Annotated in this window: 14 protein-coding genes and 1 pseudogene; 5 read left to right on the top strand and 10 right to left on the bottom strand. The window is 72.0% G+C overall.

The window, feature by feature from the left end:
• Positions 1 to 157: 157 nt before the first annotated feature.
• Together ACGFYQ_RS00680 and ACGFYQ_RS00675 are read left to right on the top strand one after the other, a co-directional pair.
• On the top strand, positions 158 to 577 hold the full coding sequence (locus ACGFYQ_RS00680) for a hypothetical protein (protein WP_393738456.1): 420 nt from the start codon (positions 158 to 160) through the stop codon (positions 575 to 577).
• A gap of 167 nt (positions 578 to 744) precedes the next feature.
• Complete coding sequence (locus ACGFYQ_RS00675; RefSeq protein WP_393738454.1) at positions 745 to 1,440, top strand: hypothetical protein; 696 nt, start codon at positions 745 to 747, stop codon at positions 1,438 to 1,440.
• Between the two features lie 186 nt (positions 1,441 to 1,626).
• On the opposite strand, the gene fabV is transcribed toward ACGFYQ_RS00675, so the two are convergent.
• From fabV to ACGFYQ_RS00650, 5 genes are all read right to left on the bottom strand, one after another.
• On the bottom strand, positions 1,627 to 2,832 hold the full coding sequence (gene fabV / locus ACGFYQ_RS00670) for an enoyl-[acyl-carrier-protein] reductase FabV (protein ID WP_393738452.1): 1,206 nt from the start codon (positions 2,830 to 2,832) through the stop codon (positions 1,627 to 1,629).
• 543 nt (positions 2,833 to 3,375) lie between these two features.
• Positions 3,376 to 3,840 (bottom strand): ATP-binding protein, encoded by a 465-nt coding sequence (locus ACGFYQ_RS00665; RefSeq protein ID WP_393738450.1) that lies wholly within the window; start codon positions 3,838 to 3,840, stop codon positions 3,376 to 3,378.
• A gap of 343 nt (positions 3,841 to 4,183) precedes the next feature.
• Positions 4,184 to 5,152 carry an acyl-CoA dehydrogenase family protein gene (locus ACGFYQ_RS00660; RefSeq protein ID WP_393738448.1) on the bottom strand — a complete coding sequence of 323 codons (969 nt, stop codon included), beginning with the start codon at positions 5,150 to 5,152 and terminating at the stop codon, positions 4,184 to 4,186.
• 5 nt (positions 5,153 to 5,157) lie between these two features.
• A complete protein-coding gene (locus ACGFYQ_RS00655; protein ID WP_393738446.1) occupies positions 5,158 to 6,312 on the bottom strand; it encodes an acyl-CoA dehydrogenase in 1,155 nt (384 codons plus the stop codon).
• Entirely contained in the window at positions 6,312 to 7,499 is a 1,188-nt protein-coding gene (locus tag ACGFYQ_RS00650) for an amidohydrolase family protein (RefSeq protein WP_393738444.1), read from the bottom strand. Before ACGFYQ_RS00650 ends, ACGFYQ_RS00655 begins: the two co-directional genes overlap by 1 nt.
• A 145-nt stretch (positions 7,500 to 7,644) precedes the next feature.
• On the opposite strand from ACGFYQ_RS00650, the gene ACGFYQ_RS00645 reads away from it, so the two are divergent.
• The gene (locus ACGFYQ_RS00645) at positions 7,645 to 9,195 is read left to right on the top strand and encodes a class I adenylate-forming enzyme family protein (RefSeq protein WP_393738442.1); all 1,551 of its coding nucleotides are present in this window, start codon (positions 7,645 to 7,647) and stop codon (positions 9,193 to 9,195) included.
• Between the two features lie 88 nt (positions 9,196 to 9,283).
• On the opposite strand, the gene ACGFYQ_RS00640 is transcribed toward ACGFYQ_RS00645, so the two are convergent.
• Together ACGFYQ_RS00640 and ACGFYQ_RS00635 are read right to left on the bottom strand one after the other, a co-directional pair.
• A complete protein-coding gene (locus tag ACGFYQ_RS00640) occupies positions 9,284 to 10,534 on the bottom strand; it encodes a zf-HC2 domain-containing protein (RefSeq protein ID WP_393738440.1) in 1,251 nt (416 codons plus the stop codon).
• A complete protein-coding gene (locus tag ACGFYQ_RS00635; protein WP_393738438.1) occupies positions 10,531 to 11,109 on the bottom strand; it encodes a sigma-70 family RNA polymerase sigma factor in 579 nt (192 codons plus the stop codon). The genes ACGFYQ_RS00640 and ACGFYQ_RS00635 overlap by 4 nt, the downstream gene beginning before the upstream one ends.
• A gap of 299 nt (positions 11,110 to 11,408) precedes the next feature.
• Between ACGFYQ_RS00635 and ACGFYQ_RS00630 the strand changes: the two genes are divergently transcribed.
• Positions 11,409 to 11,930: an EF-hand domain-containing protein gene (locus ACGFYQ_RS00630; RefSeq protein WP_393738436.1), complete on the top strand. Its 522-nt coding sequence runs from the start codon at positions 11,409 to 11,411 to the stop codon at positions 11,928 to 11,930.
• 515 nt (positions 11,931 to 12,445) lie between these two features.
• Here the strand turns inward: ACGFYQ_RS00630 and purU are convergent.
• Complete coding sequence (gene purU, locus ACGFYQ_RS00625) at positions 12,446 to 13,324, bottom strand: formyltetrahydrofolate deformylase (RefSeq protein ID WP_393738434.1); 879 nt, start codon at positions 13,322 to 13,324, stop codon at positions 12,446 to 12,448.
• A gap of 14 nt (positions 13,325 to 13,338) precedes the next feature.
• Positions 13,339 to 13,785, bottom strand: coding sequence for a hypothetical protein (locus ACGFYQ_RS00620; RefSeq protein WP_393739670.1), 447 nt, complete (start codon positions 13,783 to 13,785; stop codon positions 13,339 to 13,341).
• A gap of 208 nt (positions 13,786 to 13,993) precedes the next feature.
• Between ACGFYQ_RS00620 and ACGFYQ_RS00615 the strand changes: the two genes are divergently transcribed.
• A complete protein-coding gene (locus ACGFYQ_RS00615; protein WP_393738432.1) occupies positions 13,994 to 15,316 on the top strand; it encodes an ABC transporter substrate-binding protein in 1,323 nt (440 codons plus the stop codon).
• Positions 15,317 to 15,355: 39 nt separating this feature from the next.
• On the opposite strand, the pseudogene ACGFYQ_RS00610 reads toward ACGFYQ_RS00615, so the two are convergent.
• Positions 15,356 to 16,316: pseudogene (locus ACGFYQ_RS00610) on the bottom strand (hypothetical protein); the annotation flags it as partial.

The raw sequence follows: 16,316 nt of genomic DNA, 5'->3' as shown, positions 1-16,316 counted from the left end.
CCGCGCACGCGGCACGCCCGCGCACAGCCGGGCCGCCAACTCCCGCAGCAGCAGCTGAACGGGCGGCCGCCCCCTGCCCCGAGGGGGCCCGGGACGGCCCGGTACCCTGCGTTGCCCCCGACCGCCGGGGGCCGCGTTTTCCGCTCAGGAGTCCCCCATGGCCGTCAAGAAGGCCACGATCCAGCAGCAGGTCGCAGAGGCCATCACGCAGGCCAACCCGGCCGACCGTCCCCTCGTCACCATCCAGGCCGTCGCCGGGCCCAGCGTGTGGCTGATGAGCATGCTCGGCCTCATCGGCCAGGCGTTCCTCACGTACTACTTCGTCACCGTGACCGAGCAGGCCGTGGTGATCCACAAGGCGAGCCGGATGAGCAACCGGCCGCAGGAGATAGCCTTCGCGATCCCCACGGACCAGGCGGCCGGCCTGGTCTCGGAGATCAACCGGAACGCGGTCTGGAGTCACTTCCGCATGCAGCTCCCGGGCCAGCCGAAGCCCACGCGCATGAACGTCCACCGCATGTGGCGCACCGAGATGGACCAGCTGCTGACCGCGCTGACCGGCCAGCCGGTCGCCTGAGCCCCGTCCGCCGGCGCGGGACTCCCCACCCCGCGTCGGCGGCGACGGCCGGGCCTCGGACCACGGTCACTCGGGTCTCCCCCACCGTGGAACTATGAGGTGTTCATGACGTGTCACCGTTCTCGCGTCACCCCCCGGACCCACCACCCTCACCACAGGAGGAGCGCATGGCCAACCCGTACGAGGTAACGCCGCCCCAGGCCCCCAGACGCCGGTCGAACGGAGGCCTCACCGGCTTCCTGACCGTCGCCCTGATCGTCGGCGGCATCTACGGCGCCTCCCAGTGGCTCGGCCACGACGACGGCAAGCCGTCGGCATCCGCGTCCGCCTCGGCGTCCCCCTCCGCCAAGCCCTCGGACCCGGGTTCCCCCGAGTCCTCCTCCGACACCTCCAGTTCGTGGAAGGTCGGCGACTGCGGCGGACCCGACCCGGACAACAAGCCCGACGGCTACCGCCCGCAGCGCTGCTCCGCCTCCGGTGCCACGTTCAAGGCCATCGACATCAAGGACGCCAGCATCCTGCCCGGCTCGATCCAGTGCCCGCCCGGCACCGACCTCATGATCGAGGTGAGCATCTCCTACGGCAGCAGCAAGAAGGGCGGCATCCCCACCAACACCGTCTGCGGCCGGAACCTGTCCGAGGACCACCCCGGCGACCCGGGCGCCGGCGGCGGCCAGCTGGTGAAGGGCGACTGCGTGACCGACCAGGCCCAGGAAGTCGCCTGCGCCTCCGGCGGTTCGGGCACGTACAAGGTGCTCGGCCTCGTCAAGCAGAAGAGCGAGTGCCCGTCGGGAACCAGCGAGCCCATGGAACTGACCATGGCCGTCGGCCGCCCGTACGACGTGATCTGCGCCGACGGCTGAGCCCCCGGCCGACCCGGCCGGCCGTCTCCGGGGTCACCCTCCAGGCCCTCACCCCCCGCCCGCCGCAGCGAGGCCTTTCCTCACCTCGCGCCGACGGGCGTCGTACTGCCATGCGCAGCCCCTCCGCAACGGCGGAGGGGCTGTCTTGATGTGTGCACTCGGGAGCCGTTCGCCGATGGCCTCGGGTCAGACGTCGGATGACGGGGAAGCGGGCCACGGGACGGTGGTCTCGGCTGCGACCTCATAGTCGACGCCGGGAACGGCCCAGCCGTAGAGCTGGCCGACCTGGTCGCGGAACCAACCCGTGTCCGCGCTGGTGGAAATGGTGTCGGCGTCGACCTGGTCCCACGTGGCGCGGACGGCGGCCTGAACCCCGGGATTCATCTCCCAGTCGTCCAGCCGGATGCGGTCCTGGTCGTCCAGGTCGAGTTCGGCGTCACCGGCGAGCTGGTTCCACAGGGCCGCTGCCTGGTCGACGGTGGCCTGCCAGCCGTCACCGGTAACGCGGTGAAGGATGCTGGTGTAGAGCGCGATGCTCGGGATGGCGGTGGAGGCCTGGGTGACGGCCGCGCCCGCGACGACGGTGTAGGCGTGGCCCGTTCCCTTGAGCTGGGTGTCGATGGCGCGGGCGGTGTCTTCCAGGTGCTGCTTGGCGGCTCCGATGGTTCCGGCCCGGTAGATGGGGGCGGTGATGTCGGATCCGACGTACGAGAGGGCGACGGTCTGGAAGCCGTCGGCGAGCAGGCCTTTGGACTGCAGGGCGTCGATCCACATCCGCCAGTCGGCGCCGCCCATGACCTGCACGGTCGCGTCGCGCTCGGCCTCGTCCGCGGCCTGCAGGTGCAACTCGCCGATCTGCGGGGCGCCGTCCTCGAACACGAGGGTTTTGGCCCGGTAGTCGGTGCCGAGCGGCTTGATGACGGAGTGGTGGACCTCGCCGGTCAGCGGGTTCGTGCGACGTGGGGCCGCGATGCTGTAGATGAGCAGGTCGATCTTGCCGAAGCGGGCGGCGAGCTGGTCGGCCGCCTCATCCTTGACGCCATCGGAGAAGGCGTCGCCGTTGAGGAAGGTGAAGTCAGCGCCGGCCTCGGCGGCGAGTTCGGCGGTCCGCGCGGTGCGGTACCAGCCCGCGCTGGCGGTGCGGCGCTCGGTCGCGGTGGACTCGAAGGCGATGCCGAGTCCGCGCATCCGGTGGGCGCGCAGACCGACCAGGGTCGCGGCCAGTCCGTAGCCGGCGCTGGAGCCGATGACGAGGGCGACCGGGCCGGGCCGGTCGCCGGCAGGGTCCGGTGTCCGCTGCCACATGCGGTCGACCACCGCTTTGCAGCCGGTCGGATGGCTGTTGACGTAGAGGTAGCCGCGGTTGCCGGGCTTGATCTCGCGGAGGCTCACTCGTGGGGTCCTTCGGGTGCGGGGATCGTGGCCGCCGCGGCGGTGCGCGGTTCCACGCAGCGGCGGACGTCGCCGACGGTTTCCAGCCGGTCGGTGACCTCGTCGGGATGACGATGCCGAACGTGCCCTCCAGGGCGGTGACCAGGCGAGGCTGTCCATGCCCCGGGTCTCGCTCCGGATGGGCCTGCTCACATCCTCGGTGAGCAGGGCTCAGCCGGCGATGGTGATCTTCGCTAGAAGTGGCCGCGGATTCTTGTCGGTGTCCCATCCGGTCATGTCGCACCGCCTGACGGGTCTGGTTGCGGGAGAACAGCGCCTCAGTGGGGAGCGCCGACCGACATCACAAAGCGAACGCGCTGAACCCGCCAAGGGCGACGCAGCGGAAGAAGATGCGGGTGGCGGCGGCGCGCATGCACGCCCCGAGCGCGGCACCGCGGCCGCCACCCCGCGACCCGCACTCGTCAAGGCAGGCCCTTGGCGTCCCCTCGCGTCGAATCGCTCCACACCAGGGTGATCAAGATGTGACGGAACGTCAACACCTCGTTAGAGGTACACGCGCGGTTCCCGCACCTGAGGGTGAATCTCGGAAGGGCCGTCCGAGGCGCAGTCCGACGCCGCTTTCTCCGCGCGGTCGATCTCGCACCAGATCCGTTTGCCCGCGCCCTCGCGCTGCCAGCCCCAGCGGTCCGCCAGGCCGTCCACCAGTTCCAGGCCGCGGCCGCCCGTGTCGTCCCCGGCGGCCTGGCGGGGGGCCGGCGCCCGGTCGCTCGCGTCGGCGACCTCGACCCGTACCCCCGGCTCCCCGAACAGCATCCGCAGCACGGCCGGACAGCCCGTGTGCACGACCGCGTTCGTGACCAGCTCGGAGATCAGCAGGATGAGCGTCTCGGCGAGCGGCTCGTCATCCCCTATGCCCGACCCCGCCAGCCGGGACCGGGCCCACCGGCGCGCCCGGCCGACCTCGGCGGGGTCCGGTCCTACCTCCAGCTGAACCTGAAGCACCTGCACCGCTCACACCATCCGAACCGGCGGACACTTCGCCTCGCGACAGGATGGGATCACCCAGTGTGATCCCCTTGCGGAGCAGCATGGTTGACATACAGTCACGACAACAAGCGCTTCGGGCATATTCCCGCGCGAAGGAGTGGGCGTGGTGCATACTGTGCGACGCCTGCGCCGCTCAACCGCTCGCATTCGTGGGAGCGTACCGGAGCAGCCCCCTGCGTTCGGGCCGCAAAGGGGTGGGCGAAGGACACAAACCGATATCAACTCTCTGTAATCGGACATGCGTCCCTCCGCGTCCCTCCCGTGCCCTCCGGTAACAACGCGCTACCACCGTGGCAGTACGACGCTACGACAGCGAGCCCAGCAGTTCCGCCGCCAGCAGCTCCTCCGCCTCCGCCGCGGTCCGCCACTGCTCGGCCCGCACCCAGGCCCGCTTCAGGTGCAGGTGCACGTCCGCCTCCCACGTGAAGCCCATCCCGCCGTGGACCTGGAGGCAGTCCCGCGCGCCCAGCACGGCCGCCTCGTCCGCCAGGAGTTTCGCGGCCGCGATCTCGCCCGCCTCCGCCCCCTCCACACCCTCCGTGCCCTCTCCCGTCACCGCGCCCTCCGCGCCACCTCCCGTCACCGCGCCCTCCGCCGTCACCGCCGCCGCGTACACCGCCGTACGGGCCACCTCCGCCCGCACCAGCATCCGCGCGCACAGGTGCTTGACCGCCTGGAACGCGCCGATCGGCTGCCCGAACTGCTCGCGCTCCCCCGCGTACCGCACCGCCAGCTCCACCGTCCGCAGCGCGCTGCCCACCTGGAGGGCCGCCGTCAGCAACGCCCCCACGGAGACGTACGGGGACACGTCGCCGACGGACGCCACCCGGTGCAGCGGGGTCAGGGGGTCCGCCGAGCGCACCGGCTCCCCCGCCGGCAGCTCCGCCGCGCCCAGCACCGCGTCCGCCTCCGCCAGGTGGGCCACCAAACCCCCGGCCAGGTCGAAGGCCGTCACCACGGCCGTGCCGTCCGCCGCCCCCGGCACCACCCCGGCGGCCAGGTGCGTGGCCACCAGCGGCCCCGGCAGCAGGGCCCGCCCGGCCTCCTCGAAGAGCAGGACCGCCTCCGGGAGACCCAGACCCACGCCCCCCGCAGCCTCCGGAAGCCGCAGCGCGAAGAAGCCGGCCTCGCCCAGCTCCCGCCACAGCCCCCGGTCCACGGCGACCCCCGTGTCCACCGACGCCCGCAGCGCCTCCCGCCCGTACCGCCCCGCCAGCAGGCCCCGTACGCCCGCCCGCAGGTCCCGCTGCTCCTCGGTCGGCTGGAAGTCCATGCCCCTCACCGGCCCTTCGGAAGGCCGAGGATCCGCTCGGCCACGATGTTCTGCTGGATCTGCGAGGTGCCCGCCGCGATGGTGTAGGAGAGGGACGAGAGGCGGTCCAGGACCCATTCCTCCTCCATCACCAGCGAGTCCGCCCCCAGCACCTGCGCCGCCGTGTCGTACAGCTCCTGGCGCGCGTGCGAGTAGGCGAGCTTGAAGACGGAGCCGCCGATGCCGGGGACACCGCCGGAGCGCTCCGACTCGCTGACGTTCCACTGCGTGAGCCGCCACAGCGCGCCGAACTCCCCGTACAGCCGCCCCAGCCTGCGCCGCAGCACCGGATCGTCCCAGCGCCCGTTCGTCCTCGCCGTACGGGCCAGCTCGCCCAGGGTCCGGCGGCAGGCGACGACCTCGCCGACGAAGGCTGTGCCCCGCTCGAAGGACAGGGTCACCATGGTGACCCGCCAGCCGTCGTTCTCCGCCCCGACGCGGTTGGCGACCGGGACCCGTACCTCGTCGAGGAACATCTCCGCGAACTCGGTCGATCCCGCGAGGGTGCGCAGCGGCCGTACGGTCACCCCTGGCGCGTCCATCGGCATCGCCAGCCAGGAGATCCCCCGGTGCTTCGGCGCGGCAGGGTCGGTCCGCACCAGCAGTTCGCACCAGTCGGCGACCTCCGCGTGCGAGGTCCAGATCTTCGACCCGGTGATCACGTACTCGTCGCCGTCGCGCACCGCCCGCGTGCGCAGGGAGGCCAGGTCAGAGCCCGCCTCCGGCTCGCTGAACCCCTGGCACCACACCTCGTCACCCCGCAGGACGGGCGGCAGCCAGCGCGCCCGCTGCTCCGCCGTGCCCTCGGCGGCGATGGTCGGCCCCGCGTGCAGCAGCCCGACGAAGTTCGCGCCGACGTACGGGGCCCCCGCGCGCTCCGTCTCCTCCAGGAAGATCAGGTGCTGGGTCGGGGTGGCTCCGCGCCCGCCCGCGTCCACCGGCCAGTGCAGGCCCGCGTACCCGGCCTCGTACAGCCGGCGCTGCCAGCCGAGGTCGTACGCGCGGCGCCCCGGCCAGTCGTCCGGGGACGGCTTGGCGGGCAGCTCGGGCAGCACCTTGCCGAGCCATTCGCGCAGCCGCGCCCGGAAGTCCCGTTCCTCCTCCGTGTAGGTCAGATCCATCAGACGAGATCCAGGCCGAGCATCCGGATGGCGTTGCCGCGCATCAGCTTGTAGACCGTTTCCTCGTCCAGTCCCTTCACGTGGTCGAGGGCGACCTCCTTGGTGTGCGGGAAGGTCGAGTCCACGTGCGGGTAGTCGGTCTCGAAGGTGGCGTTGTCGCGCCCGACCACGTCCAGCGAGGCGATGCCGTGCTTGTCGCGGAAGAAGCAGCAGAACATCTGCCGGTAGTAGTACGTGGAGGGCGGCTCGGGGATCAGGTCGCGGACCCCGCCCCAGGCGCGGTGCTCCTGCCACACGTCGTCGGCGCGCTCCAGGGCGTACGGGATCCAGCCCATCTGCCCTTCGCTGTAGGCGAGTTTCAACGTCGGGAACTTCACCAGCACCCCGCTGAACAGGAAGTCCATCATCGAGGCCATCGCGTTGTTGAAGCTGAGCGAGGCCTGCACGGCGGGCGGGGCGTCGGGCGAGGCGGCGGGCATCTGGGAGCTGGACCCGATGTGCATGTTGACCACCGTGCCGGTCTCCTGGCAGACGGCGAAGAAGGGGTCCCAGTAGCCGGAGTGGATCGACGGCAGCCCCAGGTAGGTCGGGATCTCGGAGAAGGTCACCGCCCGTACGCCCCGCGCCGCGTTGCGCCGGATCTCCGCCACGGCCAGGTCGATGTCCCACAGCGGGATGATGCACAGCGGGATCAGCCGCCCGCCGCTGTCGCCGCACCACTCCTCGACCATCCAGTCGTTGTAGGCGCGCACGCAGGCGAGGGCCACCTCCTTGTCGTGGGCCTCGGCGAAGGTCTGCCCGCAGAACCGCGGAAAGGTCGGGAAGCACAGCGAGGCCTCGACGTGGTTGAGGTCCATGTCGGCGAGGCGCGCCTTGGGGTCCCAGCAGCCGCGCCGCATCTCCTCGCGGGTGATCCCCTCCAGCGTCATGTCGTCGCGGTCGAAGCCGACGGCGGCGATGTTGCGCTTGTACGGGAACTTCAGGTCCTCGTAGATCCACCAGTCGGTCGGCGGGCCGTCGGGGTCCATGGAGATCACGTACTTGCCGCCCGTGTACTCCAGCTCGCCGATGCCGGCGGTGAGCGCCTTGGGCCCGCGGTCCCGGTACCTGGCCGGCAGCCAGACGTCGAACAGGTGGGCGGGCTCGATCACGTGGTCGTCGACGCTGATGATCCGAGGCAGTTCCATGGTCTCCCCAATTCCCCGATCTGATGGATCGTCAGAAACAAGCTAGCCCCGCCACCCCTGGACCGACAAGCGTCGGCGCTCTACGCTCTGCGCTTGATCTGACTAACCGTCAGCTACTCTCGCGTCGGCCAAGGGGAGGTCCGGGATGACGGACACCGCGACAGAACTGAGCCGCTGCGCGACCCTGTGGGAACTGATCACCCGCCGGGCCGCCCTGACCCCGGACACCACCGTCCTCATCGAGGCCGCCGACGACCCGGCCGACGACCGCCGGCTGACCTTCGCGGAGCTCCGCGACCGCTCCGAACGCGTCGCCGCGGGCCTGCACGGCATGGGCGTACGCCCCGGCACGGTCGTCGCCTGGCAGCTCCCCACCCGCATCGAGACCGTGCTGCTCTCGGTCGCCCTCGCCCGGATCGGCGCCGTCCAGTCCCCCGTCATCCCCTTCTACCGGGACCGGGAGGTCGGCTTCGCGCTCCGCGAGTCCAAGGCCGAGTACTTCGCCGTCCCCGGCCCCTGGCGGGGCTTCGACTACCCGGCGATGGCCGAGCGGCTCGGCGCGCGCGGCGTCTTCGAGGCGTACGCGTCCCTCCCCGACGGCGACCCCGCCGTACTCCCGCCACCCCCCGCCTCCGGCACGGACGTCCGGTGGATCTACTGGACCTCCGGCACCACCTCCGACCCCAAGGGCGTCCTGCACACCGACCGCTCCCTGATCGCGGGCGGCTCCTGCCTCGCGCACGCCCTGCGCCTGACCCCGGCCGACGTCGGCTCGATGGCCTTCCCCTTCGCGCACATAGCCGGGCCCGACTACACCGTGATGCTGCTGCTGTACGGCTTCCCCGCGGTCCTCTTCGAGAAGTTCGCGATGCCGGACGCGCTGGACGGCTACCGCCGCCACGGGGTCACGGTGGCCGGCGGGTCGACGGCCTTCTACTCCATGTTCCTCACGGAGCAGCGCAAGGACCCCGGCACCCAGCTCATCCCCACCCTCCGCCTCCTCGCGGGCGGCGGAGCCCCCAAGCCGCCGGAGATCTACCACGCGGTCGTACGCGAGATGGGCTGCCAGCTGACCCACGGCTACGGCATGACCGAAGTCCCGATGATCACCATGGGCGCCCCGGACGACACCCCGGAACACCTCGCGACCACCGAGGGCCGCCCGCCGGCGGGGATGTCCATCCGCATCACGTCGGCCGACGGCACCCCGCTTCCCCCGGACACGGACGGGGAGGTCCGGCTGCGGGGCGAGGCGGTCTGCCAGGGCTACTTGAACCGGGACCAGTCGGCGGAGGTCTTCGACCGCGACGGCTATCTGGTCACGGGCGACCTGGGCCACCTGACGCCGGACGGGTACCTGGTCCTCACGGGGCGCAGCAAGGACGTCATCATCCGCAAGGGCGAGAACATCTCGGCGAAGGAGATCGAGGACCTGCTGCACCAGTTGCCGGGGGTGGCGGACGTGGCGGTGATCGGGCTGCCGGATGCGGAGCGCGGCGAGCGCGTCTGCGCGGTGGTGGAGCCGGTTCCGGGCGCGGGGCCGCCGCTGACCCTGCCGGGCCTGACCTCGTACCTCCGCGGGCAGGGCCTGTCCCCGCACAAGCTTCCGGAGCAGCTGGAACTCCTGGAGTCGCTCCCCCGCAACGAGGCCTTGCGCAAGGTCCTGAAGTACCGCCTCCGCGAACGCTATTCCTGACCGGGGTCGTGGCCGGGGCCGGGGCCGGGGCCGTGGCCGTGGCCGTGGCCGTGGCCGTGGCCGGCTTCGCCCCAGCCCCCGGCCCGGGCTACAGCCGGCTCAGGGACGCCGCTGCGAACAGGACGTCGCGGATCGCCTCGCGGTCGCCGTGCTGGCCCGCCGCCGCTTCCTCCGGCGAGATGTGCCCGGCGGCCAGCTGGCAGAACTCGGCCCCGTCCAGGGCGATCTCCGCCACCGTCCGCTCCGCCGACGGCACCGCCCCCGGCGAGTCCAGCGCGATGTCCCAGCCCCCGCCACCCGCACCCTCGATCTCCAGGTGCAGCGTCCGCCCCGGCGCACCCGCCGCGACCAGCCCCCGCGCCGGCGCCGCCAGCCCCGCACGACGGCGCCGCGCCAGCGCTCCCGGCAACTGCCGCGCCGCCAGGTCGATCATCCGGTGCAGATGCGGCCCGGACGGCGGCTCGTACGGGTAGTCCACGGCCTCGGCGATGTCCGACGCGTGCACCCAGCACTCGAAGGCCCGCTCCAGGAACGCGTCCCCGAGCGGCAGCGCGAAGCCCCCGTAGTCCACCGCCAGCTCGGCGACACCACGGCCCGCGAACGACACCGTACGCACCAGCGTGTGCCCCTGCTCCCGCCACGGCTCGCGGACCTTCCGGGTGGCCGGGTACTCCGACGCGTTCCAGAAGTGCTCCGTGCGCGCGGTCGTACCGCCGCCCTCCGGCGCCTCCTTGCCCAGCGGGTCGTCCAGCCCCAGCGCGGTGGCCACCATCCCGTCCACCGTCAGCAGGTGCCCGATCACCCCCGCCACCGTGGTCCGGTGCGTCATCCGCCGCTCGTCCTCGAACCACTTCAGCCGGACCGGGGTGTGCCACTCGGAGTCCCCGAAGTCCTGGAGCAGCGCGTCGAGCCGCGCGGTCTCGGTGTCGTACGGGTTCGCCCACACCGGTACCGGGATGCGGGCCGGCCGCTTGCCCAGGCAGTCCTCCAGCACCCGCGAGCGCAGCAGCGGCTTGAGGTCGAGGTTCTCCTCCGGGTGCAGCAGCCCCACCGCGTCGCGCAGCCTCAGCGCCTCTTCCGCGCAGGGCGCGCACTCGGTGAGGTGGTCCTCCACCGCCTGCGTCTCCTCGGCGGAGCACGCGGCCAACGCCCACGCCCCGAGCAGGGACTTCAGCACGGCGTGCGAGGGCGGGGGCGGTGACACCACGGACAGCGGCTCCGGGACCGGCGGCGCGTGCCGCGGGTCCAGGTCGTCGGCCGCGGCGCGCGGGCCCGGTATCCGTGCCCGGCCGCCGGGCCGCTCGTATCCGTCGTCGTGGGACTCGGCGGGACCGTTCATCGGGGCGTTCCGTATTCGCGCGGGCCGTATCCCGGCGGGGCGGTGTCCTCCTGCGGGAGGGTGTTGGCGGTCGACAGCAGCTGCAGCCCGAGCCGCAGCCGGCGCCGCGCCTCGTCCTCGCTGATCCGGAGGTCGGCGGCGGCCTGCCGGTAGTCGCGCCGCTTGAAGTACGCGAGTTCGAGCGCGGCGCGCAGCGGCGCGGGCATGGAGGTGACGATGTAGTCCGCGCGGGCGGCGGCGTTGGCGCTGCGCACCTTCTGCTCCAGCTCCTCGCGCGAGCCGCGCCCCAGTTCGGCCTGGCGCAGCCGGGCCACCGCCTGGCCCTGGGTGATGCGGGCGACCCAGGAGCGCATGGAGCCCTGCTTGGGGTCGTAGGCGTCCGGGTTCTCCCAGATGTAGCCGAAGACCTCACGGGTGATCCGGTCCGCCGCCTTCTCGTCGCCCAGCACGCGGTGCGCCAGGCTGTGCACGAGCGAGGCGAATCGGTCGTACAGCTCCCCGAGCGCGGCGGCCTCGCCGCGGGCGAGGCGCTGCTGCATGCGGCGGTCCCAGCGCGGTGGTACGTCCTTAGGCATGATGCCCCCAGCCGTGTGTCGACGCATCGAATGTAGTGGGCACATGGCCGGGTGCGCCCGTTTTGAGGGAAGGTCACTCTGGAAGTGAGCTCTCCGTGATAGGCCGGTGGCAGCGTGTGAACCGTGGTAGGGGCGGCAGCACATGGGCACAGGTGTACGCGCCCCACCGCGCTCCCCGTGCGCGGGTTCGATGCGGCCGTCTGCTTGACCCCTTCGCTTAACGCGCAGGCCACCAAGGCCTTACGCTCCTGCCTGTCTTGATCTGTACCCACCGCACACGTGAAGGCGGAACGCCGAACATGGACAGCGCAGAATACGAGCGCAAGATCGCCGCCCGATTCGCCACCTTCGACCAGGACGGGTCCGGCTATATCGACCGGGAGGACTTCAGCGCGGCCGCGAAGGCCGTCCTGGCCGAATTCGGTACCACCGCCCGGTCGGACAAGGGCCAGGCCGTGTTCGCCGGCGCCGAGGCGTTCTGGCAGGGGATGGCCGGGATCGCGGATGTCGACGGGGACCAGCGGGTGTCCCGCGAGGAGTTCATCACCGGGGCGGCGAAGCGGCTGCGGGACAGCCCGGAGCGGTTCGCGGAGATCGCGCGGCCGTTCCTGCGGGCCGTGATCGCGGTGGCGGACGCGGAGGGCGGCGGCGGGGCCGCCCCCGCGGCGGCGGCGCGGGTCCTGCGGGTCCTCGGCACGCCGCCGGAGCTGGCCACGCAGGTGGCGTCGGCCCTGGACGCCGACGGCGACGGCCGCATCTCGGAGGACGAGATCCTGACGGCCTTCGCGGCCTACTGCGGGGTGGAGGCCCCTGACGCCTGACCCCTGCGGGGGGCTTGGCAGGGGCCGGTGCCGGTACCGGGGTGGCCGCCCCCACCCCCGGCAGGCGAAGCCACCCCAGCCCGCCGGCGTTTGAAGCGCGGAGCCCCGATCTTTCAGCCTCGCCGGCGTTTGAGGCGCGGGGCCCGGGGCGGAGCCAAAACCAGCCCCGCCGGCGTTTGAAGCGCGGAGCCCGGGGCGAAGCCAAACCCAGCCCCGCCGACGTTTGAGACGCGGGGCCCGGGCGGAGCCAAAACCAGCCCCGCCGGCGTTTGAGGCGCGGGGCCCGGGGCGGAGCCCCGATCTTTCAGCCCCGCCGGCGTTTGAGGCGCGGGGCCCGGGGCGGGGCCCCGATCTTTCAGCCCCGCCGGCGTTTGAGGCGCGGGGTCCGGGGCGGAGCCCCGGCAGACGGGCCGCAGGGGCCGGACCGGGTGCGCCCCGTTCCCGGGAACGGGGCCGGGGCGGAGCCCCGCAGACGGGCCAGCGGGGCCTCGCCCGCCGGGCCGGCCCGGCCGGGGCTACGCGAAGACCACCGTGCGGCTGCCGTTCAGGAGGACGCGGTGCTCGCTGTGCCACTTCACCGCGCGCGCCAGCGCCTGGCACTCCACGTCGCGCCCGACCGCCACCAGTTGGTCCGGGGTCACCTCGTGGCCCACCCGCTCGACCTCCTGCTCGATGATCGGCCCCTCGTCCAGGTCCGCCGTCACGTAGTGCGCGGTCGCGCCGATCAGCTTCACACCGCGCGCGTGCGCCTGGTGGTACGGCTTCGCGCCCTTGAAGCTCGGCAGGAACGAGTGGTGGATGTTGATGATCCGCCCGCTCAATTCCTTGCACAGCGTGTCGGACAGCACCTGCATGTACCGCGCGAGCACCACCAGCTCGACGTTCTCGGAGCGCACGAGCTTCAGCAGCTCCGCCTCCGCCGCCGCCTTCGTGTCCTTCGTCACCGGGATGTGCACGAACGGGATGTCGTACGAGCCCACCAGCTCCGCGAAGTCGGTGTGGTTCGAGACGACGGCCGCGATCTCGACCGGCAGGGCGCCGATCGACGTGCGGAACAGCAGGTCGTTCAGGCAGTGGCCGAACTTGGACACCATCAGCACGATCCGCATGCGCTCGTCGGAGCGGTGGATCTGCCAGTCCATCTTGAAGGATTCACCGATCGCGGCGAAGCTCGCGCGCAGCTTCTCCACCGTCACCGCCGGCTCGGCCTCGAAGTGCACCCGCATGAAGAAGAGCCCGGTCTCCCGGTCTCCGAACTGCTGGCTGTCCACGATGTTGCAGCCGGTCATGAAGAGGTAACTCGACACGGCGTGCACGATGCCCTGCTTGTCGGGGCAGGACACGGTAAGGACGTACTGGGGCTGCGGCTGTGCCTCGGGCTGCGGGTCGCTCATGACCGCATAGCCTTTCACACCGCGCGGGTGACGATCCTCAGCACTTCCAGGGACGTCGGCCGGGCGTCCGGATCGTCCCCGTCCGCCACCGCCAGCCGTACGTGCGCCTCGCGCGCCGCGCGGACCGCCTCGGGCCAGGCGTGGTGCTCCAGGTAGACGGAGACGGGTGCGTCGGGCCCGACCTGGTGCAGGATGCGGAGCACCCGCAGCACGGCCAGGTCGACCAGGGCCGCCTCCTGTGAGTCGCGGAAGATCGTGCCGACGTACTTCTCGGCCGACCAGCTGTCGAGCCAGGTGTCCTCGACGAGCCGGTACACGGCGTCGGTGACGTCCCCGTACCCTTCGGCGCCGGCCAGCCAGGTGTCCTCGTGGAAGGCGGGGTCGGAGAGCATGTGCAGCGCCGAGCGCACATTGCTGCGCCAGCGCCACCACGGCATGTCGTTCAGGGGCATGCCGCCCATGGTGGAGGAGCGGCCACCGCGTCGGGAAGAGTTCTTCGAACCTTGGGCGAATGTCACGCGTTCGATCGTACGTTCCCGCCCTCTGTGATCTTGCGGCGCATGTGAACAAACGGAATATGGACTTCCCCCCGGTAATTCACCTGGACGTCACCCAATGTTGTGAACCCCTCACTCTCCAGTTCCCCGCGGGGCGGAATGGTGCATGGACATGACCGATCGGCGACGCGCAGCAACCCTCTCCCGCACCCTCCTGGCCACGGCGATGGGCGCGTGTCTCGTCGCCGGATGCGGGGTGCTCCCCGGAGGCTCGGGGGGCTCCGGGGGCACCCTCACCGTCATGACGTTCGCGCCCGAGGACACCAAAGCGACCAACATGCCCGGAATGCCCGGCATGGCCAAGGCGTACGAGCGCTGGGTCAATGCCAAGGGCGGCATCAACGGGCGCAAGCTGCGCGTCCTGACCTGCAACGAGAAGAACACCCCCACCGGCGCCGCCGACTGCGCCCGCAAGGCGATCAGCGAGAAGGCCGTCGCCGTCGTCGGCTCCTACAGCCAGCACGGACGCACCTTCATGGCCCCGCTGGAGGCCGAGGGCATCCCGTTCATCGGGGGTTACGGGGTCACGTCTGAGGAGTTCCAGTCGACCCTGTCCTACCCCGTCAACGGCGGCCAGCCCGTGCTCCTGGCCGGCGCCGGCCACCAACTGGGCCGCGTGTGCAGCCAGGTCGCCCTGGTCCGCCCCGACACCCTCGCGGGCGACTCGATGCCGGTCCTGCTGAACGCCGGGCTCAAGGCCAACAAGATGGCCGACGCCTCCGACATCCGGGCCGCCGAGGACTCCGCGGACTTCGCGCCGCAGGCCCGCGAGGCCCTCTCCGACACCGCCCCCACCGGTGCCGCGAGCGCCAAGGACTCGAAGGACGCCAAGGACGCCAAGGAGAAGGTCAAGGGCTGCGTGACCGCGGTGCTCGGCGAGCGCACCGAGACCTTCTTCGACGCCTTCCGCCGGGCCGACACCCAGAACCGCAAGCCGCAGATCTCCTCCGTCCTGGGCAGCGTCAGCCAGTCCCTGGTGGACCGCACCGGCGGCAAGGAGAGCCCCTTCGAGGGCGCGTTCCTGACCAGTTGGTACCCGGTGGCCGGCGACCCGCTCTGGGAGCCGATGCGCAAGGTGATCTCCGAGTACGCGTTCGGCGACGACACCGTCGACCCCGACGACAGCGGCGCGCAGACCACCTGGATCGCGTACACCGTGCTGAGCGAGATCGTGAAGCGCTTCAAGGCGGACGAGGACATCACGGCCCGCAAGGTCGGGCGCATGCTCAACCAGTCGCAGGCGGTCAAGACCGGCGGCCTCACCCCGGACCTGAGCTGGCGCTACCAGGACATGCGCGCCGTCGCCGGCTTCCCCCGCATCGTCAACGGCCGGGTCACCTTCCAGATCGTCCAGTCCGGCCGGCTCGTCGCCCAGGAGGGCGAGGGGTCGCTGGACATGACGGCGACACTGGAACAGGCCCCCCGGGCGGCCTGATCCCCGGCGGGCCTGCCGGTCCCCCTGGCGGGGGAGGTGTCAGAGCTGCGACTTGTCGCGCTTGGTGAGTCCGTACTTGGCCGCGATGTTGTTCCACAGCGTCGCGGCCGACTCCTTGGCCTTCGTCGCCTCGCCGCTCGCCCTGTTGCCTGCTGCGGCGTTCTCGGAGTTCTTGGCCTTGCCGTCCTTGCACTTGTCGTCGTCCACGTCGTCCGCCCAGGCCGCGTAGCTGTTGTCGGCGGCCGCGGAGGACTGCCAGGCCTTGGTGAGGGCGGCGGTCAGCTTCGCGTTCTCCGGGAGCTGGTCCACCTTCAGCTCCTGGAGGCGGGTGACGAGCTCCTCGCGCTGACGGGCCGCGTCGCGCAGGTCGCCGGCCGCCTGGTCGAGGTTCTTGCAGCCCTTGATGTCCTCCACGGCCTTGATCACCGAGGCCCGGCTGTCGTTGCTGTCCGCGAGGAGCTTGTCCAGCTGGACGGCCTGCGGGCGGCCCGGGTCCACCGGGGCCTCGCCGGCGGGCGCCGCCGTGCCGCCGCTCGCGCTGGGCGCGGCGGCCACCGCGCCCGGGTCGTTGTTCTGCGGCTTGCCGTCGCCGAGGAGCGAGCCGACGCCGAGCCCGACGACGGCCAGGCCGATGACCACCGCGGCGATGATCGCCGGCGAGACCTTGCGGGCCGGCTCCGGCGGCGGGGGCGGCGCGTACTGCGGCTGATGGAGCTGGGGCTGGGGCTGCTGGAACTGCTGCGGCGGGGGTACGGGGCCCTGCGCGCGCGGCGGGTAGGGGCGCGGCGGCGGCTGCCGCAGCACCGGCTCCTGGACCGGCGGCAGGTGCTGGGTGTGCCCGGCGGAGTCGTCGCCGCGGAACAGCCCGTCGAACGGCTCGAGCCCGGCGGACGCGGGCACCGGCGGTATGTACTGGGTCGCCGCTTCCTCGTGCGCGGGGGCCGCCGGCACGGGCGGGATGTACTGGGTCGCCGCCTCGCCGTGAACCGGGGCCGCCGGC

Origin of the sequence: Streptomyces sp. NPDC048258 (assembly GCF_043201995.1) — a bacterium.
Lineage (GTDB): Bacteria > Actinomycetota > Actinomycetes > Streptomycetales > Streptomycetaceae > Streptomyces.
The sequence above is the reverse complement of the archived record's forward strand: the minus strand, read 5'-3'. Positions and strand labels throughout refer to the sequence as shown.

What these genes read in the sequence shown, in the direction of transcription:
- ACGFYQ_RS00630 (WP_393738436.1), top strand. Translation starts at nt 11,409, where the DNA reads ATGGACAGCGCAGAATACGAGCGCAAGATCGCCGCCCGATTCGCCACC.
- ACGFYQ_RS00640 (WP_393738440.1), bottom strand. Translation starts at nt 10,534, where the DNA reads ATGAACGGTCCCGCCGAGTCCCACGACGACGGATACGAGCGGCCCGGC.
- ACGFYQ_RS00635 (WP_393738438.1), bottom strand. Translation starts at nt 11,109, where the DNA reads ATGCCTAAGGACGTACCACCGCGCTGGGACCGCCGCATGCAGCAGCGC.
- ACGFYQ_RS00620 (WP_393739670.1), bottom strand. Translation starts at nt 13,785, where the DNA reads ATGGGCGGCATGCCCCTGAACGACATGCCGTGGTGGCGCTGGCGCAGC.
- ACGFYQ_RS00645 (WP_393738442.1), top strand. Translation starts at nt 7,645, where the DNA reads ATGACGGACACCGCGACAGAACTGAGCCGCTGCGCGACCCTGTGGGAA.
- purU (WP_393738434.1), bottom strand. Translation starts at nt 13,324, where the DNA reads ATGAGCGACCCGCAGCCCGAGGCACAGCCGCAGCCCCAGTACGTCCTT.
- ACGFYQ_RS00680 (WP_393738456.1), top strand. Translation starts at nt 158, where the DNA reads ATGGCCGTCAAGAAGGCCACGATCCAGCAGCAGGTCGCAGAGGCCATC.
- ACGFYQ_RS00660 (WP_393738448.1), bottom strand. Translation starts at nt 5,152, where the DNA reads ATGGACTTCCAGCCGACCGAGGAGCAGCGGGACCTGCGGGCGGGCGTA.
- ACGFYQ_RS00615 (WP_393738432.1), top strand. Translation starts at nt 13,994, where the DNA reads ATGACCGATCGGCGACGCGCAGCAACCCTCTCCCGCACCCTCCTGGCC.
- ACGFYQ_RS00650 (WP_393738444.1), bottom strand. Translation starts at nt 7,499, where the DNA reads ATGGAACTGCCTCGGATCATCAGCGTCGACGACCACGTGATCGAGCCC.
- ACGFYQ_RS00675 (WP_393738454.1), top strand. Translation starts at nt 745, where the DNA reads ATGGCCAACCCGTACGAGGTAACGCCGCCCCAGGCCCCCAGACGCCGG.
- ACGFYQ_RS00655 (WP_393738446.1), bottom strand. Translation starts at nt 6,312, where the DNA reads ATGGATCTGACCTACACGGAGGAGGAACGGGACTTCCGGGCGCGGCTG.